This window comes from Paraburkholderia sp. BL25I1N1, from assembly GCF_003002025.1.
Classification (GTDB): Bacteria; Pseudomonadota; Gammaproteobacteria; order Burkholderiales; family Burkholderiaceae; genus Paraburkholderia.
On the sequence record NZ_PVZB01000009.1, the window covers coordinates 233,161 to 257,923 of the forward strand.

The window sequence follows — 24,763 nt, forward strand, 5'->3', positions numbered from 1 at the left end:
ACGCCGGCGTTTTCATTTCCGTCACCGCTCCCCTTCTCCCTTCGCGGCGAGCCCGTAGCGTTTGATCTTCTCGTAGAGCGTCGCCTTGCCGAGCTGCAGCTTGTCCGCCGCGACCGCCACAACGCCGCCGGTCTGCTCCAGCGCCTCCGCAATCACCGCCCGCTCGAATTGTTCGACTCGCTCCTTCAAAGGCTGCGTGGCCGCGCCGTCGTCGCCGAAGGACATGACCGGGTCGTCGGCAATGCCGAGCACGAACCGGTCGGCGGCGTTGCGCAGCTCGCGCACGTTGCCGGGCCAGTCGCGCTGCATCAGGCCCGCGCGCTGACGGTCGGTGAGAATCGGCGCGGGGCGCTGGTAACGCACGGCCGCGTCCAGCAGGAAATGTTCGAAGAGCGGCACGATGTCCTCGCGACGCTCGCCCAACGGCGGCAATGCGATCGTCACCACGTTCAACCGGTACAGCAGATCGCGCCGGAAAGAACCGTCCGCGACGTGCTCGCCCATGTCGCCCTTGGCAGCGGCGACCACCCGGCAATTCACGCGGATCGGCTGATTCGAGCCGAGGCGTTCCAGCACGCCGTCCTGCAGCACTCGCAGCAGCTTGACCTGCAACGCGAGCGGCATGCTCTCGATTTCATCCAGAAACAGCGTGCCGCCCGACGCATGTTCGAGCTTGCCGATGCGGCGTTTCGCCGCGCCCGTGAATGCACCCGGCTCGTAGCCGAACATCTCCGACTCGAACATCGGCTCCGGCAGCGCACCGCAGTTGACCGCGATAAACGGCTTGTCACGTCGCGGCGACAGCTCATGAAGGCTGCGCGCGATCAACTCCTTGCCCGCGCCTGTGTCGCCGTTGATCAGCACCGAGGCGTCGGTCGGCGCAACATTGGCGATCAGCCGGCGCACCTGTTCGATGGCGGGACTCCTGCCGATGATCCGCGGCGCCACCGAGTTCTGTTCCGCCAACTCACGGCGTAGCGCGAGGTTCTCCAGCACCAGCTTGCGGCGCTCCAACGCGCGCCGCACGGTTTCGATCAGACGCTCGGAGGCGAAAGGCTTTTCGATGAAGTCGTACGCGCCGTCGCGCATCGCCTGAACGGCCATTGAAATATCGCCGTGGCCCGTCACCAGAATCACCGGCACATCGGGCGCACGCTCGTGGCATTGCGCAAGCAGATCGAGGCCGCTCGCGCCCGGCAAACGAATATCGCTGACGATCACGCCGGAGAAGTCCGCGCTGATCGTCTTCGCCGCGGATTCCACCGAGGCATGCCCGATCACGTCGAAGCCCGCCAGTTGCAGACTCTGCACGCTGGCGCGTCGCACCAGTTCGTCGTCTTCGATATACAGCACTTGCAGGCCGTGGTTCAGCATGGCGTTTTCCGTGTGATTCAGGAGCCCGTGGTCAGCGGGTCCGTTGTGTGGCTCGTCTGCACGCGCGCGCGGCGCAGCGTCAACACGAATAATGCACCGCCGCGCGGCGCGTTGCGCGCCACCAGCGAGCCGCCGCAATCACGCGCGATCGACGACGATATCGCGAGCCCCAGCCCCAACCCTTGGCCCATCTCCTTGGTGGTGAAGAACGGCTCGAACAGACGCGGCAGGACGTCGTCGGGAATGCCGGGGCCGTTGTCGCTCACGGCGATCGACAGATTCGCATCGGCGACTTCGATCTCGATCGAAATGCGTGGCAGGTGGACGTCGGCGGTTGCATCGAGCGCGTTGCCGAGCAGGTTGATCAACACCTGTTCGAGCCGCAGATCGTCGCAGTGCGCGACCAGTTCGGGATGGTCGTCGGCGAGACTCAGCGGCGTGCGCGTGCCGTTGTCCGTATCGAGCAAAGCGAAGTCGACTTCGACGCCCTGCAAGCGCTTTTGCAGCAACGCGACGACGTTGCGCAACGCCCGCACGACCGGCGCGCGCGCACTGCGTGGCCGCGCGCGTCCGACGAACAGTTTCAACTGATTGGTGATCTTGCCCATGCGCTCGGTGAGCGCGGCGATCGCTTCGAGATTTTCGCGCGCCGACGCCTGGTCGCCGCGCTCGAGCAGCACGCGCGTGTTGTCCGAAAAACCGCGCAACGCAGCGAGCGGTTGATTCAATTCATGCGTGATGCCGGCGGCCATCTGACCGAGCGCGGCGAGCTTGCTCGCCTGGATCAGTTCGTCGTGCGCGGCGCGCAACTCCTGCTCGGCGCGCGTGCGCTCGGCCACCTCCTTCTGCAACTGTTCGTTCGCCTGCGAGAGATCCGCGGTGCGCTCGGCAACCCGCCGGTTCAGCTCCGCGTAGGCTTTTTGCAGCAGCGCGCGGCTGCGCATCACTTCGCGCACGCGAGCCCGGCGCATTCTCCAGTAAAACGCGAGCAACACGAGCGACACATAGCCGAAGCCCGTGACGATGGTTGCCTTGCGCGCATCGGCGTCGACCGGATCGACGGGCGACATGGTGATCAGATGCCAGTCCGGCTCGCCCATGCCGCGCCGTGATGCGAGATAACGCGGCGCATAGCGGCCGCCGCCGATGCGCACGATCTGCGCGTTGCCTTCGAGCGTGCGTTCGATCGACACCGGCAGCGGCGCGATCGGCTGCTGCGCGTATTGACGCGCCTGATAGATCGAATCGGCGACCGGCCCCGACAGCGGCCGGATGGTGTGGTACTTCCACGCCGGCACCGACGACAAAAAGATCACGCCGTGATCGTCCGTGACGACGAGCGGTTCGGACGCATCCGCGCCCTGGAACCATTCAAGATCGAGTTTGACCACCGCCACGCCGACAATCTTGCCCTCGCGCCGCACCGGCTGCGAGATGTAGTAGCCCGGCGCCTGCGAGATCGTACCGATGCCGAAGAAGCGGCCCACGCCGCCTTTGACGGCATCGAGAAAATACGGCCGGAATTGATAGCCCGCGCCGATGAAACTGCCCGGCCCGCGCCAATTACTTGCGGCGACGCAAAAGCCGTCGAGTGGAATGATGTAGGTGACCGTGGCGCGCGCGTGGCGGTTCAGATCCTCGAGATAAAGGTTGGCGCGCTCGACATTGACCGGCGTGGGATTGACCAGCGCGTCCTGCACGATGGGATGTTCCGCCAGCAGATACGGCAGCGATTCGTAGCGTTCGAGCGTGCTCTTCAGCGCGCTGGTCGTACGGTCGACCCGCACCGCGGCGTTGCGCCGCAAATGGTCGATGCCGCTTTGCCACGCGATGCTGTAAGTGAGCCCGCACGCCACCACGAGCCCGGCGACGAGCGCGAAGAGGATCAGCAGGCGTCGCGTCACGTTGGCAATATCCGATCGGTGAGGATCGTTTATTGTGGCATAAGGCGAAGCGTCGTCGGGCCAGGCTTCGTCAGCCGACGACGTGAAGGTTGGGCGCGCGGACACCGGTTTCATACGTTTGGTGTCCGCGGCCGTGAACGTTGCGTTAAAGGACGTTGCCGATCAAACAGCTTAAACGCCGGCCGGCTCTTTGACCGGCACATCGCCACGCAACGCGGCGTTCAGCTTGTTGCGGTCCAGTTCCTTTTCCCATGCCGACACCACCACCGTCGCCACGCCGTTGCCGACGATGTTCGTCAGCGCGCGGCATTCGCTCATGAAGCGGTCGATACCGAGAATCAGCACCATGCCCGACAGCGGAATGGTCGGCACCACGGCCAGCGTCGCGGCCAGCGTGATGAAGCCCGCGCCGGTCACACCGCTCGCGCCCTTCGAGGTCAGCATCGTCACCGCCAGCAGCGTGAGTTGTTGCGTCCACGTGAGGTCGGTGTTGGTGGCTTGCGCGATGAACAGCACGGCCATCGTCATGTAGATGTTGGTGCCGTCGAGGTTGAACGAATAACCGGTCGGCACCACGAGGCCCACCACCGAACGCGAGCAGCCGAGCTTTTCGAGCTTCAGCATCAGTTGCGGCAGCGCGGCTTCGGACGAACTCGTGCCGAGCACGATCAGCATCTCTTCCTTGATGTACGCGACGAAGCGCAGGATGTTGAAGCCCACCGCACGCGCGATGATGCCGAGCACGACCACCACGAACACGATCGAGGTCAGATAGAAGGTGCCGATCAGTTTGAGCATCGGCAGCAGCGAGCCGATACCGTACTTACCGATCGTGAACGCCATCGCGCCGAACGCGCCGATCGGCGCCAGCTTCGTGATGATGCGCACAATGCCGAACAGCACATGCGAGAACCCGTCGATAAAGCTCGTCACCACCTTGCCCTTCTCACCGGCAGTCGCGAGCACCGCGCCGCACAGCAGCGCGATCAGCAGAATCTGCAGGATTTCACCCTGCGCGAACGCCGACACGAACGTGTCCGGAATGATGTGCATCAGGAAGTCGACCGTGGTCTGGCCATGCGCCTTGGCGGCGTACGATGCGACTGCCTTGCCGTCGAGCGTGGCCGGATCGATGTTGAAGCCGACGCCCGGTTTCAGCACGTGCGTGGCCACCAGGCCGAGCACCAGTGCGAAAGTCGAGACGATCTCGAAGTACAGCAGCGCCTTGCCGCCCACTCGCCCGACCTTCTTCATGTCCTCCATGCCGGCGATACCCGTCACCACCGTACAGAAGATGATCGGCCCGATCACCATCTTGATCAGCTTGATGAAGCCGTCGCCGAGCGGCTTCATGTCGACGGCGAAATCCGGATAGAAATGGCCGAGTGCGATACCTATAAGGATCGCCACGATCACCTGGACGTACAGCACTTTGTGGATAGGTTTCTTCACGATGGTTCCTGCGATGTGGATGAGCTCAAATGGCCTGCCACGCTGCGCATCATGCGAACGAATAGTCGTCACGCCTGTGCACGGCATTAGGCCGCGACAAGGGACGAATTCAGAAATACCGGGAAGGGAAATCGGACATCGTTGTCTCCTTGCTTTAGTTGTCGGACCGTTGCGGCCGCGGGTTCTATTTTGCAAGGTCGATGCCAGCTCTACGCCTGGATCGACGCCTTGATTTTTATAGGTTTTCTGACGATCCAGTGTACGCGCCGTCCGGGATTCTGGAAATCCGGACAAAGCCTGTCGGGGAATCCGGAATGCATTGGGACGGCGGACTCGGGATAACCCGTAGGGCTTTCTACGGCGTGCCTGGCGAGTCAGCAAGCGCGCCGTCCAACTTGCGGCCTCTAAACGCTGCCCTCTTCCAGCACCAGCAGATTCTCGTGCGAAAAACCGAGCGACACCGGCTGCCCGCGTTCGGGCAAACCGCGGTTCGGATCGTTGAATACGTCGAGCGAAATCACGGCGTCTTTCACGCGGGTTCTGATGCGCACCACCGCGCCGAGGAAATTCACTTCTTCGACGGTGGCGTTCAGCGTGTTGCGGCCGGGCGCGGCCGGCTCCAGCACGATCGCTTCGGGCCGCAGCGCGAGCAGGCGCTTCTTGCCCGCATCGTTCGACGGCAGTTCTTGTGTCGTGGTCAGCTCCTGGCCGTCCACCACCATCCTGCCGGTGGCCGGATCCACCACATGGCCGGCCAGAATATTCAGCGTGCCGACGAACGACGCGACGAAGCGCGTGCGCGGAAAGTTATAGATATCCGAGGGCGAGCCGATCTGTTCGACGCGGCCCTCGTTCATCACGACGATGCGGTCGGAAATCGACAGCGCCTCTTCCTGATCGTGCGTGACAAAGATCGACGTGATACCGAGTTCGCGCTGCAGCGCGCGAATGTCCTGGCGCAACGAGATACGGATCTTGGCGTCGAGTGCCGAGAGCGGTTCGTCGAGCAGCAAGACTTGCGGCTTGCCGGCGAGCGCGCGTGCAAGCGCCACGCGCTGCTGCTGGCCGCCGGACAATTGCCACGGATAACGGCCGCCCAGATGTGGCAGCTTGATCAGTTCCAGCATCTCTTCGACGCGGCTATTGATCTCCGCCTGTGGCCGATGCGTGATCTTCAGCCCGAAGCCGATGTTCTCAGCCACCGTCATGTTCGGAAACAGCGCATACGACTGGAACACCATGCCGACCTTGCGCTGTCGCGTGCGAAGGTGCGTGACGTCCTTGTTGTCGAGCCGGATGATGCCGCGCGTCGGCGTTTCGAAGCCGGCGATCATGCGTAGCACGGTCGTCTTGCCGCAGCCGGACGGCCCGAGGAAAGTAATGAATTCGCCGCGTTCGATCTTCATGTCGAAGTGATGCAGCGCAATGTTCGCCCCGAAGGACTTATGCAGATTTTCGATCTCAAGGAATGCCATGATGCGCCGCCTCAGTCCGTCAAACTTGTTGGATCAAACTCGTTGGTCAAACTTTCTGGCCGCTCATGGAGCGGGCCGAGCCGAATACCTGAATCAGTCCCATAGACGCCCACGTGATCACGAACGCGATGATCGCGAGCGCCGACGGCTCGTACGCGCGGTTCGCTCCGATCAATTGCAGATACGGGCCGAACGCGGGACGGTCGAGCAGACTCGCCAGCGTGAACTCGCCGATCACCACCGCAAAAGTGAGGAACGCGCCGGACAGAATGCCCGAGCGGATATTCGGAAAGATCACCTTGAAGAGAATCGTCGGCCAGTTCGCGCCGAGACATTCGGCGGCTTCGGTGAGCGAGCGCACGTCGACCGCGCGCAGACCGGCATCGACGGCGCGGTACATGTACGGCAGCGAGAGCGTCACGTAGCCGAATACCAGCAGCAGATCGGTGGCGCGCTCGTTGCCGGTGAGCGGCAGAATCGAACTGCTGTTATAGATGCGCAGATAACCGAACACGATCACGATAGCGGGCACCACCAGCGGCAGCAGCGTGATGAATTCGACCACCGGCCGCAGCTTCGGCAAACGCAATTGCACCCAGTAAGCGGTCGGCACCACCAGCAGCACGCCGACCACGATCGTCAGCAGCGCCATCAGAATCGAGTAGCCGAACGAGGCCTGAAAACGCGGATCGCCGAGCACGACGCTGTACGCTTCGAAGCTGTAGGCGCCGCGCTTCATGCGCAGGCTGAACTCGAACGTCGCGATCAACGGAATGAGGAAGTACAGCGAACCGACGATCATCGCGGTCCACGCACCCACGCGTGACTGGCTTTTCATCGACGTCCCCTTTCAGCGCGCGAACGCAGCCAGATGTAGCCGCCATTCGAGAGGCCGGTCACGAGCACCATGCCGAGCGCGAGCGCATAGCCGAGATTCTGGTTGTGCATCACGTCGCCGCGAATCTGCGCGTACAACAGGATCGTAACGATATTCAGCGAACTGCCGGTCAGCGCGTAAGCCGTGGCGACCGCGCCGAATGAATTGGCGAACAGCAGCAGCGCGGCGCCGAGCACGCTCGGCCACAGCACCGGCAGCGCGACGTAACGCCAGTATTGATAAGCGGAGCCGCCCAGACAATCGCAGGCTTCGCGCCATTCGCGCTTGAGGCCGTCGAGCGCGGGCGTGACGATCAGCACCATCAAGGGAATCTGGAAATACAGATAGGTCAGCGTCAGCCCGGAAAAGCTCAGGACGCTGAAGCCGGTCGAGTACAGATTGAAGCCCAGGTATTTCTTCAGCAGCACGGTGACGAGCCCGACGCGCCCCAACGTGCAGATGAAAGCGAACGCGAGCGGCACGCCGGCGAAGTTCGACGCGACGCCCGAAAACGTCATCAAGGTCGGACGAATCCAGCCTGGCAGTTTGCCCTGCACCGCCGCCCATGCGAGCAGCAAGCCGATCACTGCGCCGCCGAGTGAAGACGCCGCGCTCACCTTGAAGCTGATCCAGTACGCGTCCATGACGGTCGGCTGGAGCAGGTCACGGAAATTGGCGAGCGTGAAGTGGCCTTGCGGGTCCTGGAATGCACCGACCATCAGGAAGCCGGTCGGCAGAATCAGGAACAGCAGCGCGAACATAAAGAACGGCACCACGCCGATCCAGGCGAGTAACGGCGACGCGCGGCCCGGACCGTCGACGCGAGGCGTTGGGGTAGGCACCGGCGGAACCAGCAGTTCCGGCTGCACCGATCCCGCATCCGATGAAGCGCTCATAGCTCACCCTTGGGGCAATCTGGCAAACGCCGAACGCGCCGCTGAAATGAGCGGCGCGCCGGCGGCAAAACTTCAGGCTTCGTTCAGGCGCCGCGGCGGGCGCGTTTCGCTGCCGCCGCGGCTCACGCTACGCCGCTTACTTGACGTTCGCACCGACCGCTTCATCCCAGTGCTTTGTGATGGTGTCCTTGTACGCGTCCTGTTGCGAGAGCGTCGGGAACACCACGTTCTTGTAGGCCGACGGCGGCGGCAGTTTGTCGAGCAGCGCTTGCGGCACTTTCTTGCCGCTCACCAATTCGTTGTAGCGCATCGGATGGCAATAGCCCTTCAGCCAGCCGATCTGGCCTTCGTCGGAGTACAGGTATTCCATCCACAGCTTGGCTGCGTTCGGATGCGGCGCATAAGCGCTGATTGCCTGCACGTACACGCCGGCGACCACACCCGTTTTCGGAATCACCACATTCACCTTCGGATTGCCCTTGAGCGTGTCGCGGTCGGCCAGCGCGTTGTAGTCCCAACGCACGATGATCGGCGTGGTGCCTTGCGCGAGCGAAGCCGCCTTGCCGATCACCGGCACGAAGTTGCCGCTCTTGTTCAGGTTGGCGAAATACGTGAGGCCGGCCTGACCGGCCTTGCTTGCATCGCCCTTGCTTTGCGACAGACCGGCGGCGTACACGGCCTGGATCGCCTGATTGGCCGAGCGCGGGTCGCCCGCCAGCGAGACGGCGTTCTTGTAGTCCGGCTTGAGCAGATCGCTCCAGTCGGACGGCGCCTTGTCGATCATGTCGGCATTGACTTCGAAAGCGAGCACACCATAGTAATCGCCATACCAATAACCGTCGGCATCCTTCGACTCTTTCGGGATCGAGTTCCACGAGGCGACCTTGTACGGCTGCAGCAGCCCTTCAGCTTTCGCGGACGGACCGAACGACAGGCCCACGTCGATCACGTCGGGCGCCTGCGGCCCCTTGTTGCCCTTGTTAGCCTTGATGGCTTCGACTTCGTCGCCCGAACCCGCATCCGGATTCAGTTCGTTGATCTTGATGCCGTACTTCTTCTGAAAGCCGGCGACCAGTTCGCCGTAGTTGCACCAGTCGTGCGGCAGCGCGATCACGGTGAGTTGGCCTTCCTGCTTGGCTGCGGCGATCAGTGCGTCGAGCGGCGCGGCCGAAGCGCTGCTGCTAGCGCCGGCGGCGGCGACACCCGCAACGGCCGACATCGAAAGTATGCGAGCTAACGCGGTGCGGTTCATAGTCGTTCCCCATCCTCTGCCGAAATTGCTACGTTTGGAAAATTTCTGGTTCGAACTTCGGAGCGCGCGCCTCTGCAAGTTCGCACTTGCGCGCCCGCGCCATGTCGCTCAGGCCGGGTTGGCCGGCACTGGGAACATGTCGTGTCGCAGTGTATCGATGCGATCTGTACAAATCATGTCGACGCCCCATTGCGCGAGCAGTTGCGCGCGCGCCGGTTCGTTGACGGTGTAGGCCAGCACGCGCAGGCCGGCGCAGTGAACCTCCGCGACCAGCCGCTCGGTGAGATAGCGTTGGTTCGCGTGAAATGACACACAGTCCAGTTCACGCACGATGCGCAGCCAGTCGTCAGGAATTTCGTCGAACAGCATGCCGCGTTGCACGGACGGCGCCGCGTCGCGCGCTGCGGCGAGCGCCTCGAACGAAAACGACGACAGCAGCGGCGGTGTCTTCTGTCCTTGCCACAAGGTCAGCGCGCCGCGCGCCACCAGCGTGCCGGTGATCTCGTCGCGGCCCGGACACGGCTTGATTTCGATGTTGGCCGCAATGCCGTCGCGCGCGCAGCGTTCGGCCGCCTCGGCAAGCGTCGGCAACCGCGTGCCGGCGAATTGCGGTCCGTACCAAGAGCCGGCGTCGAGCGTCGCCAGCTGCTGCCATGTGTGTTCGGCGGCGGCACCACGACCGTTGGTGGTGCGCTCGAGCGTGTCGTCGTGCAGCAGGAAGAGCTGGTTGTCGGCGGATAGCTTGGCGTCGAATTCGACCATGCGGTAGCCATAACGCACGCAGGCGTCGAAACCGGCGAGAGTGTTTTCCGGCGCCAGCGTGCCGCCGCAGCGATGGGCGGCCAGTCGCGGATAAGGCCAGTCTGCGGATAAGGTGCGATTAATCCCGTTTCCCACGTCTCGTTACCTTTCAGATAGAGCGGGTTGACCATGCTCTCGACACGTTCCCGGCCGTCACCACCGCCTCGGCCATCATGATGGCATGCGCGGACTTCAGTTCCTTTCCGAACATTTGATGTTCGAATAGACTGCGCGCTTCGATCTGCGAAGGCTAAGTTGAAATACACAAACTTGCAAGCTGCCAAAAAAATACAACACAATTCGTCTAAAGTAGTAGGCTTGACATCGTCCGGACACACATTCGTGACCACGATGTCGCAGTTAAATACAGGCTGAACCAACGCGCGTACGCATCCAGGGAAAAATGAATGTGGCAGGAAGACCGTCATCAGAGAATTCGCGCGTTGCTGTCCACGCTGCAACGCGTGTCCACGGAACGCATCATGGCGGACCTCGGGGTATCGCGCGAAACCGTGCGGCGCGACCTGCTCGATCTCGAAGCGCTCGGTGAATTGCGGCGCGTGCACGGCGGCGCGATCAAGCCCGCCGACGAAGCGCCGATCGCCGAACGCGCCCACATGCGCGTCAAATCCAAAACGGCGATTGCGAAGGCGGCCACGGGTTTGATCGCGAGCGGCCAGACGCTGTTCATCGACGCCGGCACCACCACCGCCGCGCTGGCCGAAGAATTGGCGAAGCTCGCCAACCTCACCATCGTCACTAATTCGATCGACGTCGCACTGAAGATGCGCGGCGCGGTCGATCAGACCGAAGCCGCCAACGAAGTCATCCTGCTCGGCGGCTCGATCAGCGACCGCGCCATGGCAACCACCGGCGCGACCACCGTGCTCGACATCCAGCGCTATCGCGCGGACCTCGCGCTGCTGTCGCCGGTCGGCGTCGACCACCGGCATGGCGCAACCAATTACGATCACGCCGAAACCGAAGTGGCGCGCGCCATGGTCGCCAACGCGGACCGCGTGGTGATCCTCGCCGACTACAGCAAGATCGGTCAGCGCAGCCGTATCTCGTACTGCCCGGTCGATCGCATCGACGTGCTCGTCACCAACAAAAAAGCGGCCGAAGCCGCCGATTTCGCATCGCTGAAAAAGAAGCTCGAAGAGATCGTGCTTGCTTAGGGTTTGGGTCGGGAGACTCGAGCGTTATTCCTTCACGTGCATCGTATCGAGCGAACGCTTGCGCAAGCGCGTGTCGTGCAACGCGCCGGCTGCGTCGAGTACCGGATAGGCGGTCGAACAGAACAGTGAATTGAGCCGCTTCATGTCGCTGATCAGATCGAGATGCAGCGCACTTGTCTCGATGCTTCGCAAGGTTTGTCCGGTAAGCCGGTCCAGATGCCGGTAGGAATAGGCGCGCTCCAGATCGCGAAAGCGCTCCTTCTCCGCGAGCAGGCGCTCGGCGCAACGCAGATCGTTATTCAGAAACACCGACAGGCCAAGCTGCAGATTGCTGACGAGCCGCGCCTGCAAGTCGTCCAGTTCGCCCAGCCCTTCTTCCGAAAACGACAGGCGATGAGCGATCTTCTTTTCCTCGATGTCGCCCACGATCCGCTCGATGATGTCGCCCGCATGCTCCAGGTTGATCGTCAATGAAATGATGTCGGTCCAGCGGCGGCTGTCGGCCTCGTCGAGTTGCTCGCGCGAGATCAGCGTCAGATAGGATTTGACGGCGGCGTAGAGCTCATCCACGTCGTCGTCCATGCGGACCGTTTCGCGCGCTTTGTCGAGATTGTTGTGATGGATCAGATCCGCGACATTGTCGAGCATGGATCGCACGATGTCGCCGATCCGCAGCACCTCGCGTGAGGCATGCGCGAGCGCGAGCGTCGGCGTGGACAGCGCGGTGGCATCCAGATGGAGCGGCCGCAACTCACCGCCCGGCACCGGCCGGTCGGGCAACACCCGCGCGCAGATACGCGCCACCGGGTCGATCAGCGACAGGCACGCGCAGCAGCGCAGCGTGTTGTAGATCAGGTGGAAGCCGACCGTGGCTTCACGCGGATTGGCGATCAGTACCGGCAAACCCCGTGCGAGCAGCGAAGTGAACGGCAGGATCAGCAGTGCGCCGGCCAGCTTGAACGCAAAGCTGCCCAAAGCAAGACGCCGCGCCGCCGCGTTTTGCGCGACGGTGCCGAGCAGCGCGAGCAGGCCGCTGCCGAGATTCGCGCCGATCACGAGGCACAGCGCGACCTTCAGCGAAATCACGCCAGACGAGGCAAGTGTTGCGGTGAGCAACACGGCGGCGAGGCTCGAATAGGACAGCATGGCGAACCCGGCGCCGACCAGTGCGTCGAGCATGGTGTCGCCGGTCAACGCACCGAACATGACGCGCACGCCGGCGCCGTGCATCATCGGCTGCGCGGCTTCGACGATCAGACGCAGCGCCAGCAGGATCAAACCGAGGCCGATCAACGTGCGGCCGGCCTGGCCGAGACGGGTTTGCTTGCGTGACAGGAACAGCGGCACGCCGAGCAGAATCAGGATCGGCGACAACCAGGATAGGTCGAGCGTGAGAATCCGCGCCATCAATGCGGTGCCGACGTCTGCGCCGAGCATGATCGCGAGGCCACTGGTGAGCGGCAACAATCCCTGCGCCGCGAACGATGTGACGATCACCGCGGTGGCATTGCTACTCTGCACAAGACTCGTAACGCCGACACCCGAGAGAAAGGCCCGCCCGCGGCTACTGGTGCTGCGTCCCAGCACACTGCGCAGGTCGGCGCCGAGGACTCGCAGGATGCCGGTGCGCACAATATGCGAACCCCACACGAGGAGTGCCACACCGGCCAGAAGGTTTAGGAGAATCAACATAAGGCACTGCGCATCCATTCCTGCTGCCATGACCCGAACCGCATGCCGCGCGAACCGGCACCCGGGGCGTATGACAGTAGTGTTGCATATTTTTGCCTTATTGTAATTTTGTGCTTTTAAATATAGGCTCGGGTAAAGCTGTGGATTGCTGTGTGCCGGCTCATGGTCAGTCATGCGGCGACTCCTGCCACTCGACCACCTAACCACGGGAACGCTGGATGAGCCGCAACCTTGCGCTGTTCGACCTGGATCACACTTTGCTGCCGCTGGATAGCGATCAGGCGTGGGCCCACTTCATTGCCGGATTGGGGATAGAAGGCGCCGCGCGGCACGCGCAGGAAATCGACGACTACTACCAGCAGTACGTGGCCGGCACGCTCGACATGGCCGCTTATCTGAACTACACACTGGCGCCGCTTGCCCGCCACTCGCGCGAGCAACTGGACATGTGGCATGAGCAGTTCATGCAGCAGGTGATTGCGCCGGCCATCCTGCCGGCAGCGCGCGCGCTCGTACAACGGCATCTGGATGCGGGCGATCTTTGCTGCATCGTCACCGCCACCAATGTGTTCATCACGGAGCCGATCGGCAAGGCGCTCGGTTTCGAGCATCTGCTGGGAATCGAACTTGACACCGAAGACGGCGATCCGCTGGCGCGCTATACAGGGATGGCGGTCGGCATACCCACCTTCCGCGAAGGCAAGATCACGCGCACCGAGAGCTGGCTGGCCTCGCTCGGACACCGTCTGCAGGATTTCCCGCAGAGCTGGTTCTACAGCGATTCGATTAACGACGTGCCGTTGATGGAGCGCGTCACGAATCCGGTCGCGACCAATCCTGATACGCGTTTGCGCGCCATTGCCACGGAACGCGGCTGGCCGGTGATCGAACTGTTTGACCGAGCCTGAGCGCTGACCGTGCGCGGCCTCTGCGTTATACGCGCCCTTTCCAAGGCACGAGCCGCCGCTCCAATGCGCGCATGCCCAGATCGAACAGCCAGGCGATCAACCCGATCAGCACGATGCCCATCACCACCACGTCGGTACGTAGAAAGCTCGACGCGTTGAGCACCATCTGCCCCAGGCCCGCAGTGGCCGCGACCATTTCCGCGGCGACCAGCGTCGTCCAGCCGAAGCCGATTGCAATGCGCAGGCCGGTGAGAATCTCCGGCAACGCCGCAGGCAAAACTACATGCCGCACGATCTGCGGGAAGCGGCCGCCCAGCGAATACGCCGCATGAATCTGCTCGATGGTGGCGCTGCGCACGCCGGCGCGCGCGGCCATGGCAATCGGCGCGAAGCAGGCAAGATAGATCACGACGATCTTCGCCGTTTCGTCGATGCCGAACCAGATCACCACGAGCGGCAGATAAGCGAGCGGCGGCAACGGTCGATAGAACTCGAGCGGCGGATCGAGAAGGCCGCGCGCGACCCGGCTCACGCCCATCAGGATACCGACCGGCACAGCCGTGAGCGCGGCCAAAGCAAACGCGCCGAACACGCGCAACGCGCTCCACGCGAGATGCTCCGAGAGCGGCAAGCCACCTTGAATGCGGCCGTGCCACGCATCGAGGAAGGCGCTCCATACCGCTTCGGGCGTCGGCAGAAATAGCGGCGGCAACCAATGCAGATGCGTGGCAAGCCACCACAATGCTGCAAGCGTCGCGACCGACAGCGCACTCAGTGCCGCAGTCGGACCTTCGCCCGGCAGACGCCAGCCGCGCACGGGCCGCCCGGTTTGCCGCGGCCGCTTGCTAGTCTGCGCGAGCGGCGCGTCACCCAAAGATTGACGCGAAGCCGTCACGACACCACCTCGTCCCGATTGCGCTCATGCAGCCGATGCACCAGCCGCTCGCGCCATTCGATGAAATCCGCCGACGACTTCACCGCGCGTGCATCGCGTGTCTGTAGAAAACGCCATGCGAACGGCAGGTCGTAGCTATCGGCGATGCGGCCCGGTCCCGGCGTCATGACGACGAGACGGGTCGCAAGAAAGAGCGCCTCTTCGACGCTATGCGTGATGAAAAACACTGTCTTGCGTGTGCGGCCCCAGACATCGAGCACGAGTTCCTGCATTGACTCGCGCGTCAGGGCGTCGAGCGCGCCCATCGGTTCGTCCATCAGCAGCACTTGCGGATCGCTGGCAAGCGCGCGGGCAATACCCACGCGCTGCTGCATGCCGCCCGACAACGCATAGACCCGCGAGCGTGCATGCTTCTCAAGTCCGACGAGTTTCAGCATGTCGAGCGCGATGCGCTCGCGCTCCGCCTTCGGCACACGTTGAAAGCGCAAACCGAGTGCGACGTTGTCGAGCACATCGAGCCACGGCATCAACGCGTACTTCTGGAACACGACGCCGCGGTCCGCGCCCGGTCCGAGCACAGGCTCACCATTCAATCTCACTTCACCTTCCGTCGGCGGGATAAAGCCGGCAATGCAATTGAGCAAGGTCGTCTTGCCGCAACCCGACGCGCCCAGCGCGACCACGAACTCGCCGGCTTCAATCCGCAGATCGACGTCGGCGAGCGCGACATGCGGCGCCGTGCCGCGCGCGCCTTCATAGGCGACGTGCAGTCGCCGGATTTCAAGACCGCTCATCGCCCGGACCTCATGATGCCAATGGAACACGGTGCGCGACGATCAATGCGCCGCGCGCTGCACGAACTGCGGATCGACGCCGGTCGAATAGTCGGCCAGCACGTTCTGGATCGTGCCTTGCGTCTTCAGAAACGCCGCGGTAGCGGCCAACGACTTCGCCGCGCCCGATTGCGCGCCGCCGCCGAGCCATGCATTCGAAGCCTGCTGCGACGGCGTTGGGAACGCGTATAGCGCGAGGCTCGCCGGCACCTCCTGCGCGTTCGCGCCGGACTCCTTGGCAACCGCCTCGACCTGCGGCGACGCTGCGGTCCATGCGGACGAGTGGTCGCGGTAACTGGCGTCGGTCGCGGCGAGCACCTTCACGAAGCGCGCGACGAACTCGGCGTTCTGACTAGCGAACTTGCGATCGACGACAAAGCCGTCGAAGGTCGCCTTGCCGGTCTGTTGCGCGACCTGCCCCGACGTGATGAGCACCTTGCCGTTTTTCTTGACCTTGGCCAGGACCGGGTCCCAGATATACGTCGCGTCGATGTCGCCGCGCTCCCACGCCGCCGCGACTTCAGGCGGGCGCAGGTTGACGATCTTGACGTCGGACGGATTCACGCCGGCGCTCTGCAACGCAACCAGCGTGTGAAAGTGCGACGTCGATACGAACGGCACGCCGATCTTCTTGCCTTTGAGACCGGCGACGCTCGTTACATTGGAGCCGTCGCGTGCGACCAGCGCTTCGGCGTCGTTGATATTGTCAAGAATCCAGAACAGCGAAATATCCACGCCCTGTGACAGACCCGCGGCGATCGGGCTCGAACCGGCTTCACCGAGTTGCACCGAACCGGAGGCCAGCGCGCGGATCACGTCGGCACCGCTGCCCAGCTTGCGGTAGGTGACTTTGTAGCCGGTGGCTTTCTCCACTTTACCGGTAGCCTGCGCGTAACGCCATGGCACCACCATGTCCTGATACGCGATCACGACCTCTTTGGTGTCGGCGTGCGCCACGCAAGCAAACGGCGCGGACAATGCGAGCAGCGTAGCGAACGCGGCAAGCGGACGGAGGATGCGGTTCATCGGAAAGCCCCTTGAGCAGGTGTTGTTCGGGAGGCTTTCGACTATAGGCAGTTTGTTCGCGGCCGGTTCTAATTAATCCGGCATTGCTAATCACGCTGTTTGAGCATTGCTTTTCACGTTCGGTTAGTTTGCGGCCACTGCTGCGACGGGCAGTCGGGCGGTTCCAGCGAATGATCGCGGATAGTGGCTTGTGTGCGCAAGCTGGCCGTTCGGCAGATTGACCCGCGCTCGACGCGGCGGGAATATCGTTGCGTCACTAAACCTTCGCATTCCTATGATCGATTTCGTTGGCCGCCTTAGCTGGTTGCTTTTCAACGTCGGCGTGCCGGTGTGTGCGCCCTTTGCGCTGCTGCCTCTGTTGAGCTTCTCGCGGTTCTATCGGCAGTCGTCCAATGGTATTGCGATACGTTCCGTGCAGAACGGTCAACTTCTCTGGGTCGTCATCTCAATGTGCGCCAGCGCGTGTTATGAAATCGGCAGCGCGTTGGGCGATGCATCGACGAACAGCCGGCTGGCTTTCATGTTGGCGGGACTGCTCTGGCATGTTCTATTTCTCGTCGTGGCATCCATCCTCGTGTCGTTCGGCGCTGCTGACTCAACGCCAAATCCTGACTATCGTCACGGCGACGAGGCACGTGAGCGGAAGTTGATGTGGACATCCACGATCATGACCGCTGCAGTGGCCGCCTCATTCGCCCTATCTCATTATTCGTTAAACTAACTAAATAGCAACCCTCTGAGCTATACTTTTAAGCACGTCCAACAGGGAGAACTCAAATGCCCAATCTGATCGACTACGTCATGGAGAATCGCGATGTGCGCGATCGCCTGATCGAACTGGCCGCTCCATTTTCAGTCATTGGTAGCACGATCGCCTCGATCTGCATGCTGCTCGCACGTTACTACCGGTAATTCTTCGCGGAGAAGCGCGAAACTGCGCTGCATCGGCATTCAGAATCGGACCGCCCACAAGAAAAAAGCCTGCAACGCGTGCAGGCTTTTCTCATACTGACAGCTATTAGCTAAAACGCTCAGACCACACCAGCTCCATGCGCCTGCAAATCGGCGTGGTAGCTGGAGCGAACCATCGCGCCCACGGCTGCGTGCGTAAAACCCATCTTGTACGCTTCTTCCTCGTACATCTTGAACGTGTCCGGGTGCACGTAAGAACGCACCGGCAGATGGTGCTCCGACGGCTGCAGATACTGTCCGATCGTCAGCATGTCCACGTCGTGTTCACGCAGGTCGCGCATCACCTGCAGAATCTCTTCTTCGGTTTCACCGAGGCCGACCATCAGACCGGACTTGGTGGCGACTTCAGGGTGCAGCGCCTTGAAGTCTTTCAGCAGCTTCAGCGAATGCGCGTAGTCCGAACCCGGGCGCGCTTCCTTGTACAGACGCGGCACCGTTTCGAGATTGTGATTCATCACATCGGGCGGCGCGGCATTCAGAATACCGATGGCGCGATCCAGACGGCCACGGAAGTCCGGCGTCAGAATTTCGATGCGCGTCTCCGGCGAAAGCTCGCGCGTCTGACGGATACATTCCACGAAGTGAGCCGCGCCGCCGTCACGCAAATCGTCACGGTCGACGCTGGTGATCACCACGTACTTGAGCTTCAACGCGGCGATGGTGCGCGCGAGGTTACCCGGTTCGTCCACATCGAGCGGATCCGGTCGGCCGTGGCCGACGTCGCAGAACGGACAGCGGCGGGTGCACTTGTCGCCCATGATCATGAAGGTCGCCGTGCCCTTGCCGAAACATTCGCCGATGTTCGGGCAGCTCGCTTCTTCACACACCGTATGCAGGTTGTGCTCGCGCAGAATCTGCTTGATTTCGTAGAAACGCGAATTGCCGGTCGCCGCTTTGACGCGGATCCAGTCGGGCTTCTTGAGCTTTTCGATCGGGACAATCTTGATCGGAATACGGGCGGTCTTGGCCTGCGCCTTCTGCTTTGCGGTCGCGTCATAAGCAGCGGCGGAAGCCGGCACGGCGTCAGGAGCGGGGGAAGCTGCGAGGTTCGCGGTAACGTCAGTCATTCGTTCGATCCAGTCAGGCGGTGAGGGCACCGGCCTGCGGTTGGGCGACGGCCGCGGGACTGCCGTCGAGGTTTGCCGTGAGGCGTTCTGCAAAGGTGCGGGCCACGTCGTCCCAGCCGGCGGCAACGCCAAGCGTTGCCATATCGACTGTTTCGAGCCCCGCGTAGCCACATGGGTTGATGGCCAGAAACGGCCGCAAGTCCATGTTCACATTCAGGCTCACGCCGTGATAACTGCAGCCGTTGCGGATCTTCAGACCCAGCGCCGCAATCTTGGCGCCGGCGTGCAGCCCGACGTCAGGCCCGGGCGCCACGTAGATACCGGGGGCGCCCGCCTTTCGTTCTCCGGCGAGATTATACGCCGCAAGGGTGTCGATCACGGCTTGCTCGATCCGCGTGACCAGTTCGCGCACCATCAACTTGCGGCGGCGCAAATCGAGCAGCAGGTAGGCCACTACCTGCCCCGGCCCGTGATAGGTGATCTGACCGCCCCGGTCGACTTTCACCAGAGGAATACCACTGTCGGCGGCCAGCAGATGGGCGGGATCGCCCGCCTGGCCTAGCGTGAAGACCGGTGGATGTTCGACTAGCCAGATTTCGTCGGGGGTGTCGGCCGTGCGTTCGTCGGTGAACGCGCGCATGGCTTCGAAACTGGCTTCGTAGGGTTCGCTGCCACGCCAACGCAGCGTGAGCGGTGTCGTGGAGGGTGAGGGACTTGGGGAAACCGGGGTGGCGCACATGGTCCCCGCAGTTTACCGAAATCTGGGAATTCCCGCCGACAGCGGCGGAGTTGGAAGCGCCAGGCCTCTGTAACGTGGCCGCGCCTCGAAGTGCCAATTCACCGTGGCGCGGCCGCGCCGGTAGTGCCAGGCTGTGCCGGTGGCACCCGCCACGTCCCGCTGCGGCGCGCGATTCGGTTACACCGTCGCGCCTGCAACAGTGCCTTCAAACCGTACGCCAGCCGCCTCGTACACGCGCCACCAACCGTTCGCCGACGCGCGCAAACCAGTTCAATGCGCGCTCGTCGCAGCGTGTCGGCACTGAAAATGCCACTCTCGCTTGCCCGTTGCCCTCGGCGCTCAGCCAAAGCCGTTCACCGCGCCGCAACCGCAGCGTATGACCAGGTTGCAGCCAGTAATCTTCCGTGTCATCGCTGCGCGTGACCCAAACCGCGCCGCCACGAACGACCAGCCTGGTGCTGCGTGCCACCTTTAGGGGAACTGTCTCGCCAGTGCGGATTTCAAACGCGATGCTAGAGGAAATTTCTCGCATGATGCCCTCGCAAAAAGTCGTTTCATGACTACAATCCTAGGCGTAACAAGGGTTTACGCAAAACGATCTATTTTCACCTCTATGTGAGAAATATTGCCATGGACCTTCGGCAATTACCGGCCCTGAACGCAATCAAGGCATTCGAAGCGGCCGCCCGCCACGAAAGCTTCTCGCGCGCCGCCGACGAACTCTTCGTCACTCACGGCGCCGTGAGCCACCAGATCCGCGCGCTCGAAGCCGAACTCGGCGTCTCGCTGTTCGCGCGCGACGGCAAGCGCGTGCGGCTCACCGAAACCGGCCGGCGCTACGCCACGCACGTGCGCTCGGCGCTGATGGCGCTCGCCGACGCCACCCGCGAAATCCGCGCCGGCGATCGCGAGCGGCGGCTGGTGGTGTCCATGCTGTCGTCGTTTGCCGCGCGCTGGGTGACGCCACGCGTCGGCAGCTTTATCGAGGCGCATCCGCAGTGGGACCTCGAACTGCTGTCCACCAACGCGCTCACGGACTTCGCGCGCGACGACGTCGACGTGGCGATCCGTTTCGGCTTCGGCAAATATTCGGGTCTGCATTCGGAGTTGCTGCTGGAGGAGATTTTCTTTCCCGCCTGCGCGCCGGATTTCAATGGCGGCAAGCTGCCGCAAACGCCGGCCGATCTGGCCAAAGTCCCGCTGCTGCGCTCCGACGACGAACTCTGGCGTCCCTGGTTCGACGCCGCCGGACTCACCGACTGGCCCGAGCCGAAGCGCGGCGTGCTGTACCAGGATTCGTCGAATCTGCTGCAGGCGGCCATCGACGGCCAGGGCGTCGCGCTCACGCGCCGCTCACTGGCCATGCCAGAAATCGCGGCGGGCCGCCTCGTGCGGCTTTTCGATGTGGATGGGCCGAGCCCGTGGCAGTACTACTTCATCTGCACGCCGCAGATGCTCGAAACCGCCCGTGTGAAAGCGTTTCACGACTGGGTATTCGAGGAGGTGGGACGCTTCAAGCAGTTGTTCGACCAGGCTTGCGAGCTACGACCTGCCGCAAGCGCCGATCTATCGGCGAACGCATTGCACGTCACGCCGTAACACGTATACGAACGAAGGGCTTTAAAGCACCACTTTGACCATCGGATGGCCAGTGAGCGCGCGATAGATATCGTCGAGCTGCTCACGGCTCGTGGCGCGCACCGTGACCGTCAGGCCCGTGTAGTTGCCGCCGCTGGACGGCCGCGTTTCGATGCGCGAGGCATCGACCTCGTTGTCGAACTGCCGCACCACCGTGACGATCGTCTCGGCGAACTCGGGGTGCGATTTGCCCATGATCTTGATCGGGAAATCGCAAGGAAACTCAAACAGTGACTCGTTCACGGAACTCATTCTCTACTCCTTGCTGTGCCTCGCGCGCTTGCTGGGCCTTGGCTCGCTGATACGCCGCATACAGCGCCGCAAAGACCGCACCCGGCTTACCCTCGCCGACCGGCCGGCCATCGAGTTGCGTGACCGGCAGCACTTCCTTGGTTGCCGAGCTGACGATGATCTCGTCCGCCGCGCGCAGTTCGGCTTCGGTAATCTCACGCGCTTCGAAACGGATGCCGCATTCGCTCGTCAGTTCCTCGATCAGGCCGTAGCGGATCCCTTCGAGAATCTTGTGGCTGCGCGGCGGCGCGGACAACACGCCGTCCTTCACCATCCACACATTCGACGACGACCCTTCGGTCAGCATGCCGTCGCGAAACTGGATCGTCTCGAACGCGTCGTTCACTGCGGCATATTGCGCCATCAGCACGTTGCCGAGCAGCGACACGGACTTGATGTCGCAATTGAGCCAGCGGCGATCTTCCGCCGTCACGCAACGCACGCCTTGCGCGCGCTGCGCCGCGTCCGGCAGGTTCAGCGGCGTGACCATCACGAACACGGTCGGCTGGATGCCGGCCGGAAACGCGTGACCGCGTTTGGCGACGCCGCGCGTGACCTGAATATAGGCAATTGCGTCCTGATCGGCGCGCAAACCGCCGTCCATCTCGTTCGCCGCGACCACGCGTTCGATCAACGCACGCCAGCCGGCGTCGTCAAACGGATTGACGATGCCGATCTTGTCGACCGAGCGCGCGAGGCGCGCCAGGTGCTGCTGGAAACGGAACGGCGTGCGGCCGCCCGCGCCCCCGGTCGGCGCATACAAAGGCGCAACTTCGTAAATACCGTCGCCGAAGATAAAGCCGCGGTCGAGAACCGGCACGCGCGCTTCGGACAACGGCACCAACTCGCCGTTCAAAAAGACAATCGGATCAGGCGAAACATCGGCAACAGCGGTCATTGCAATCAGGCTCTTACTTCTTCTTGTTGAACATGAGCATCAGCGAATCCCACACACGGCCGACCACGCCCGCTTGCGGCACAGCCTGCAGGGCCACGATCGGGAACTGCGCGAGCACCTTGCCGTCGGCCACGAGCTTCGCGGTACCAACTTGCTGACCGTTCGCGATCGGTGCGATCAGCGGATCGATCTGCTCGATCTGCGGCTTCACCTTGTCGCCCATGCCCTTCGGCACGGTGATGTACTGGTCGCTCTTTACGCCGATCTGCACGGTGTCCTGCGCACCCTTGTAGACGCGCGGCGTGCCCACCACCTGATTCGCCTTGTACAGACGCACCGTGTCATACGCGCTGTAGCCGTAGTTCAGCATCTTCAGGCTGTCCTGCACGCGGTCGTGTTCCTTGGTCTCGCCCATCATGACCGAGACGAGACGGCGCGACGCGTCGGTCGTGCCCGGCAGCGAACGCTTCGCGCTCGCGATCAGGCAGTAACCGGCGCCTTGCGTGTGACCGGTCTTCAGACCGTCGACCGTCGGGTCGATCCACAGCAGACGGTTGCGGTTCGGCTGCTTGATCTTGTTGTACGTGAATTCCTTGACCGAGAAAATGTTGTAGTAGTCAGGGAAGTCGCGAATCAGACGCGCCGACAACACCGCGAGGTCGCCCGCCGTGGTGTAGTGCTGCGGATCGGGCATGCCGTTCACGTCGGCGAAATGCGTGTTCTTCATGCCGAGGCGTTGCGCTTCCGTGTTCATCATGTTGACGAACTGCGACTCGCTGCCGCCAACCAGTTCGGCCAGCGCGATCGCCGCGTCGTTACCCGACTGGATGATCATGCCGTACACCAGATCGTGCACGGTCACCGGCTTGTTGGCTTCGATGAACATGCGCGATTCGTCCGTGCGCACGCGGCGCACCGCTTCGCTCGGCATGACCGTCTGTTCCATGTTGATCTTCTTCGTCTGCAGCGCTTCGAAGACGAGGTACGCCGTCATCAGCTTGGTTAGCGACGCCGGTTCCACGCGCTCGTCCGGATTGCCGGAGGCGAGCACCTGGTTGCTGGTCGCATCGACGAGCACCCACGAGCGCGCGTTCACGGCCGGCGGCGGGACTTGCGCGAACGCGGTGCTGGCGACGAGCGTGGCCGGCAGCACGACGCCGAGGGTCACGGCACGGCTAAGCGTAGAAGGAACAAAGGAAGCAACTGAAGGGAATGACGTGCGGCCGGAGGTGGAAAAACGCATAGGGTCGATTCGTGCAGAAAAATACAGCGCGCGCAGGGCGCAGAGTTTGGAAGAGCCGGTCGGCGAGCGTCTGGCCGTAAAAACGGCGCGGCGCCCATTGGACTTCCGGCCACGCGATCGGTTCGCGCAGCACGCCGGCATCCGGCACCGCTGCGCGCGAAAAGACGCTACGCGTCGCGCGAACTGCCGGATGGGCGGCGCTGCGCCCAAAAAAGAGTCGCCATTATACGCGCGCTCTCCCCGTTACTTTGCGCAAAGGCCGGCGATTAATTTGCGTTTGTGCGTACCTGTACCCCGGAAAACACACATCGCGCGCCGCTTACCGCCAGGCGTCGACGATGATCCGCTTCAGAACGTGCAGCTTGCGATGCAGAAAATGCTCCGCACCCGGAATTACGACAACCGGCAATTCTTGCGGCCGCGCCCAGTCGTAAACGGATTGAATGGGAACTGTCTCGTCGGTTTCGCCGTGAATCACGAGTGTATTTTCCGGCACCGGGGCGACCTCCCAGCGACTCGCGGCCGTGCCGACCAGTACCATTCGCTCGATCTGCTCGCCTTCTTCGCGCAACTGCGCGGCCACGTGCGACAACACGAATGTGCCGAACGAAAAACCCGCCAGCACGAGGGGCAGATCGCTTTGACCCGGTTGAGCACGCATGTGATCGAGCACGGCGCGCAGGTCGTCGCGCTCGCCAATGCCCGCGTCATGCTCGCCTTGCGTTTGGCCAACGCCGCGAAAATTCGAGCGATACGTCACGTAGTTCAACTGCACGAGCGTGCGCGCGAGCGTCTGCGCGACCTTGTTGTCCATCGTGCCGCCGAACAGCGGATGCGGATGCGCGACCAGCGCGATGCCGCGCGGCGCCGCGCCGTTTTCGCGCGTTTCGTCGGGCAGATCCAGCGCGACCTCGATCTTGCCGACCGGGCCGTCGATCAGATATTTTTTTGTGTGTACGTTCATGGCGAAGCTTATTGATCGATTTTCAGACGCTCGACGATCTTGCCGTTCGCGAGGTGCGAGTCGACGATTTCGTCGATGTCGCTCTCGTCGACGTAGGTGTACCAGATGCCTTCCGGATACACGACGAGCGTCGGGCCGAGTTCGCAGCGGTCGAGGCAGCCGGCCTTGTTGATGCGCACCTGGCCTGGACCGGCGAGACCCAGTTTTTTCACGCGTTTCTTCGCGTACTCCTGCATCTCCTGTGCGTTGCAGTTCGCGCAGCTTGGGCGTTCGGCGCCAGGCTCGCGCTGATTGAGACAGAAGAAGACGTGGTACTTATAGAAGGAGTCCATGATGTCCGGAGGCGAGACGGTCGGTGTGGGGAATGGCGCTGGATGCACGCGGCGCG

The 24,763-nt window shown here is 62.7% G+C and carries 25 protein-coding genes; 5 read left to right on the top strand and 20 right to left on the bottom strand.

Annotated elements, in window-relative coordinates; all coding sequences use genetic code 11:
• Positions 1 to 21: 21 nt before the first annotated feature.
• From B0G73_RS15775 to ugpQ, 8 genes are all read right to left on the bottom strand, one after another.
• The gene (locus tag B0G73_RS15775) at positions 22 to 1,374 is read right to left on the bottom strand and encodes a sigma-54 dependent transcriptional regulator (RefSeq protein WP_181196560.1); all 1,353 of its coding nucleotides are present in this window, start codon (positions 1,372 to 1,374) and stop codon (positions 22 to 24) included.
• 17 nt (positions 1,375 to 1,391) lie between these two features.
• Positions 1,392 to 3,392, bottom strand: a complete 2,001-nt coding sequence (locus tag B0G73_RS15780) for an ATP-binding protein (RefSeq protein WP_106282245.1) — start codon at positions 3,390 to 3,392, stop codon at positions 1,392 to 1,394.
• Between the two features lie 57 nt (positions 3,393 to 3,449).
• Positions 3,450 to 4,730, bottom strand: a complete 1,281-nt coding sequence (locus tag B0G73_RS15785; protein ID WP_106282311.1) for a dicarboxylate/amino acid:cation symporter — start codon at positions 4,728 to 4,730, stop codon at positions 3,450 to 3,452.
• A 404-nt stretch (positions 4,731 to 5,134) separates the two neighbouring features.
• The gene (locus B0G73_RS15790) at positions 5,135 to 6,205 is read right to left on the bottom strand and encodes an ABC transporter ATP-binding protein (RefSeq protein WP_106282247.1); all 1,071 of its coding nucleotides are present in this window, start codon (positions 6,203 to 6,205) and stop codon (positions 5,135 to 5,137) included.
• A 46-nt stretch (positions 6,206 to 6,251) separates the two neighbouring features.
• On the bottom strand, positions 6,252 to 7,043 hold the full coding sequence (locus B0G73_RS15795) for an ABC transporter permease (RefSeq protein WP_106282249.1): 792 nt from the start codon (positions 7,041 to 7,043) through the stop codon (positions 6,252 to 6,254).
• Complete coding sequence (locus tag B0G73_RS15800) at positions 7,040 to 7,978, bottom strand: ABC transporter permease subunit (protein WP_106282251.1); 939 nt, start codon at positions 7,976 to 7,978, stop codon at positions 7,040 to 7,042. The genes B0G73_RS15795 and B0G73_RS15800 overlap by 4 nt, the downstream gene beginning before the upstream one ends.
• Positions 7,979 to 8,114: 136 nt before the next feature.
• The gene (locus B0G73_RS15805; RefSeq protein ID WP_106282253.1) at positions 8,115 to 9,230 is read right to left on the bottom strand and encodes an ABC transporter substrate-binding protein; all 1,116 of its coding nucleotides are present in this window, start codon (positions 9,228 to 9,230) and stop codon (positions 8,115 to 8,117) included.
• A gap of 108 nt (positions 9,231 to 9,338) precedes the next feature.
• Positions 9,339 to 10,127: a glycerophosphodiester phosphodiesterase gene (gene ugpQ, locus B0G73_RS15810; RefSeq protein WP_106282254.1), complete on the bottom strand. Its 789-nt coding sequence runs from the start codon at positions 10,125 to 10,127 to the stop codon at positions 9,339 to 9,341.
• 311 nt (positions 10,128 to 10,438) lie between these two features.
• On the opposite strand from ugpQ, the gene B0G73_RS15815 reads away from it, so the two are divergent.
• Positions 10,439 to 11,209 (top strand): DeoR/GlpR family DNA-binding transcription regulator, encoded by a 771-nt coding sequence (locus tag B0G73_RS15815; RefSeq protein WP_012431579.1) that lies wholly within the window; start codon positions 10,439 to 10,441, stop codon positions 11,207 to 11,209.
• Between the two features lie 24 nt (positions 11,210 to 11,233).
• Here the strand turns inward: B0G73_RS15815 and B0G73_RS15820 are convergent, their stop codons facing one another.
• Entirely contained in the window at positions 11,234 to 12,901 is a 1,668-nt protein-coding gene (locus B0G73_RS15820) for a Na/Pi cotransporter family protein (protein ID WP_106282312.1), read from the bottom strand.
• Between the two features lie 218 nt (positions 12,902 to 13,119).
• Between B0G73_RS15820 and B0G73_RS15825 the strand changes: the two genes are divergently transcribed.
• On the top strand, positions 13,120 to 13,809 hold the full coding sequence (locus B0G73_RS15825) for an HAD family phosphatase (RefSeq protein ID WP_106282255.1): 690 nt from the start codon (positions 13,120 to 13,122) through the stop codon (positions 13,807 to 13,809).
• A 25-nt stretch (positions 13,810 to 13,834) separates the two neighbouring features.
• Here B0G73_RS15825 and B0G73_RS15830 read toward each other — a convergent pair whose 3' ends face one another.
• From B0G73_RS15830 to tauA, 3 genes are read right to left on the bottom strand one after another with little or no spacing between them, the layout of a single operon-like run.
• Positions 13,835 to 14,704, bottom strand: coding sequence for an ABC transporter permease subunit (locus tag B0G73_RS15830; RefSeq protein WP_106282256.1), 870 nt, complete (start codon positions 14,702 to 14,704; stop codon positions 13,835 to 13,837).
• Entirely contained in the window at positions 14,701 to 15,498 is a 798-nt protein-coding gene (locus B0G73_RS15835) for a taurine ABC transporter ATP-binding protein (RefSeq protein ID WP_106282257.1), read from the bottom strand. Before B0G73_RS15835 ends, B0G73_RS15830 begins: the two co-directional genes overlap by 4 nt.
• A 42-nt stretch (positions 15,499 to 15,540) precedes the next feature.
• A complete protein-coding gene (tauA, locus tag B0G73_RS15840) occupies positions 15,541 to 16,563 on the bottom strand; it encodes a taurine ABC transporter substrate-binding protein (RefSeq protein ID WP_106282258.1) in 1,023 nt (340 codons plus the stop codon).
• Between the two features lie 274 nt (positions 16,564 to 16,837).
• Between tauA and B0G73_RS15845 the strand changes: the two genes are divergently transcribed.
• Together B0G73_RS15845 and B0G73_RS41220 are read left to right on the top strand one after the other, a co-directional pair.
• Entirely contained in the window at positions 16,838 to 17,284 is a 447-nt protein-coding gene (locus B0G73_RS15845) for a hypothetical protein (protein WP_106282259.1), read from the top strand.
• A 56-nt stretch (positions 17,285 to 17,340) separates the two neighbouring features.
• Positions 17,341 to 17,475, top strand: coding sequence for a hypothetical protein (locus B0G73_RS41220; protein ID WP_258193327.1), 135 nt, complete (start codon positions 17,341 to 17,343; stop codon positions 17,473 to 17,475).
• A gap of 119 nt (positions 17,476 to 17,594) precedes the next feature.
• Here B0G73_RS41220 and lipA read toward each other — a convergent pair whose 3' ends face one another.
• The 3 genes from lipA to B0G73_RS15860 all read right to left on the bottom strand — a co-directional run bounded on the left by lipA (position 17,595) and on the right by B0G73_RS15860 (position 19,873).
• Positions 17,595 to 18,602, bottom strand: coding sequence for a lipoyl synthase (lipA, locus tag B0G73_RS15850; protein ID WP_106282260.1), 1,008 nt, complete (start codon positions 18,600 to 18,602; stop codon positions 17,595 to 17,597).
• A 13-nt stretch (positions 18,603 to 18,615) separates the two neighbouring features.
• A complete protein-coding gene (lipB, locus tag B0G73_RS15855; RefSeq protein WP_106282261.1) occupies positions 18,616 to 19,341 on the bottom strand; it encodes a lipoyl(octanoyl) transferase LipB in 726 nt (241 codons plus the stop codon).
• Positions 19,342 to 19,546: 205 nt separating this feature from the next.
• Positions 19,547 to 19,873, bottom strand: a complete 327-nt coding sequence (locus B0G73_RS15860) for a DUF2917 domain-containing protein (protein ID WP_106282262.1) — start codon at positions 19,871 to 19,873, stop codon at positions 19,547 to 19,549.
• Between the two features lie 98 nt (positions 19,874 to 19,971).
• On the opposite strand from B0G73_RS15860, the gene B0G73_RS15865 reads away from it, so the two are divergent.
• Positions 19,972 to 20,940: a transcriptional regulator GcvA gene (locus B0G73_RS15865; protein ID WP_106282263.1), complete on the top strand. Its 969-nt coding sequence runs from the start codon at positions 19,972 to 19,974 to the stop codon at positions 20,938 to 20,940.
• A 21-nt stretch (positions 20,941 to 20,961) separates the two neighbouring features.
• Here the strand turns inward: B0G73_RS15865 and B0G73_RS15870 are convergent, their stop codons facing one another.
• The 5 genes from B0G73_RS15870 to B0G73_RS15890 all read right to left on the bottom strand — a co-directional run bounded on the left by B0G73_RS15870 (position 20,962) and on the right by B0G73_RS15890 (position 24,707).
• On the bottom strand, positions 20,962 to 21,231 hold the full coding sequence (locus B0G73_RS15870) for a DUF493 family protein (protein ID WP_106282264.1): 270 nt from the start codon (positions 21,229 to 21,231) through the stop codon (positions 20,962 to 20,964).
• Complete coding sequence (locus tag B0G73_RS15875; RefSeq protein ID WP_106282265.1) at positions 21,203 to 22,168, bottom strand: D-amino acid aminotransferase; 966 nt, start codon at positions 22,166 to 22,168, stop codon at positions 21,203 to 21,205. Before B0G73_RS15875 ends, B0G73_RS15870 begins: the two co-directional genes overlap by 29 nt.
• Positions 22,169 to 22,181: 13 nt before the next feature.
• Positions 22,182 to 23,411, bottom strand: a complete 1,230-nt coding sequence (locus B0G73_RS15880; RefSeq protein WP_106282266.1) for a D-alanyl-D-alanine carboxypeptidase family protein — start codon at positions 23,409 to 23,411, stop codon at positions 22,182 to 22,184.
• A 319-nt stretch (positions 23,412 to 23,730) separates the two neighbouring features.
• On the bottom strand, positions 23,731 to 24,375 hold the full coding sequence (locus tag B0G73_RS15885; RefSeq protein ID WP_106282267.1) for an alpha/beta hydrolase: 645 nt from the start codon (positions 24,373 to 24,375) through the stop codon (positions 23,731 to 23,733).
• 8 nt (positions 24,376 to 24,383) lie between these two features.
• Complete coding sequence (locus B0G73_RS15890; protein WP_106282268.1) at positions 24,384 to 24,707, bottom strand: ferredoxin; 324 nt, start codon at positions 24,705 to 24,707, stop codon at positions 24,384 to 24,386.
• Positions 24,708 to 24,763 lie beyond the last annotated feature (56 nt).

Bases quoted from the DNA above. Each gene is read 5' to 3' on its own strand.
- B0G73_RS15775 (WP_181196560.1), bottom strand. From the start codon at position 1,374: ATGCTGAACCACGGCCTGCAAGTGCTGTATATCGAAGACGACGAACTG.
- B0G73_RS15780 (WP_106282245.1), bottom strand. From the start codon at position 3,392: ATGAAACCGGTGTCCGCGCGCCCAACCTTCACGTCGTCGGCTGACGAA.
- B0G73_RS15790 (WP_106282247.1), bottom strand. From the start codon at position 6,205: ATGGCATTCCTTGAGATCGAAAATCTGCATAAGTCCTTCGGGGCGAAC.
- B0G73_RS15795 (WP_106282249.1), bottom strand. From the start codon at position 7,043: ATGAAAAGCCAGTCACGCGTGGGTGCGTGGACCGCGATGATCGTCGGT.
- B0G73_RS15800 (WP_106282251.1), bottom strand. From the start codon at position 7,978: ATGAGCGCTTCATCGGATGCGGGATCGGTGCAGCCGGAACTGCTGGTT.
- B0G73_RS15805 (WP_106282253.1), bottom strand. From the start codon at position 9,230: ATGAACCGCACCGCGTTAGCTCGCATACTTTCGATGTCGGCCGTTGCG.
- B0G73_RS15815 (WP_012431579.1), top strand. From the start codon at position 10,439: ATGTGGCAGGAAGACCGTCATCAGAGAATTCGCGCGTTGCTGTCCACG.
- B0G73_RS15820 (WP_106282312.1), bottom strand. From the start codon at position 12,901: ATGTTGATTCTCCTAAACCTTCTGGCCGGTGTGGCACTCCTCGTGTGG.
- B0G73_RS15825 (WP_106282255.1), top strand. From the start codon at position 13,120: ATGAGCCGCAACCTTGCGCTGTTCGACCTGGATCACACTTTGCTGCCG.
- B0G73_RS15835 (WP_106282257.1), bottom strand. From the start codon at position 15,498: ATGAGCGGTCTTGAAATCCGGCGACTGCACGTCGCCTATGAAGGCGCG.
- tauA (WP_106282258.1), bottom strand. From the start codon at position 16,563: ATGAACCGCATCCTCCGTCCGCTTGCCGCGTTCGCTACGCTGCTCGCA.
- B0G73_RS15845 (WP_106282259.1), top strand. From the start codon at position 16,838: ATGATCGATTTCGTTGGCCGCCTTAGCTGGTTGCTTTTCAACGTCGGC.
- B0G73_RS41220 (WP_258193327.1), top strand. From the start codon at position 17,341: ATGCCCAATCTGATCGACTACGTCATGGAGAATCGCGATGTGCGCGAT.
- lipA (WP_106282260.1), bottom strand. From the start codon at position 18,602: ATGACTGACGTTACCGCGAACCTCGCAGCTTCCCCCGCTCCTGACGCC.
- lipB (WP_106282261.1), bottom strand. From the start codon at position 19,341: ATGTGCGCCACCCCGGTTTCCCCAAGTCCCTCACCCTCCACGACACCG.
- B0G73_RS15860 (WP_106282262.1), bottom strand. From the start codon at position 19,873: ATGCGAGAAATTTCCTCTAGCATCGCGTTTGAAATCCGCACTGGCGAG.
- B0G73_RS15865 (WP_106282263.1), top strand. From the start codon at position 19,972: ATGGACCTTCGGCAATTACCGGCCCTGAACGCAATCAAGGCATTCGAA.
- B0G73_RS15870 (WP_106282264.1), bottom strand. From the start codon at position 21,231: ATGAGTTCCGTGAACGAGTCACTGTTTGAGTTTCCTTGCGATTTCCCG.
- B0G73_RS15875 (WP_106282265.1), bottom strand. From the start codon at position 22,168: ATGACCGCTGTTGCCGATGTTTCGCCTGATCCGATTGTCTTTTTGAAC.
- B0G73_RS15880 (WP_106282266.1), bottom strand. From the start codon at position 23,411: ATGCGTTTTTCCACCTCCGGCCGCACGTCATTCCCTTCAGTTGCTTCC.
- B0G73_RS15885 (WP_106282267.1), bottom strand. From the start codon at position 24,375: ATGAACGTACACACAAAAAAATATCTGATCGACGGCCCGGTCGGCAAG.
- B0G73_RS15890 (WP_106282268.1), bottom strand. From the start codon at position 24,707: ATGGACTCCTTCTATAAGTACCACGTCTTCTTCTGTCTCAATCAGCGC.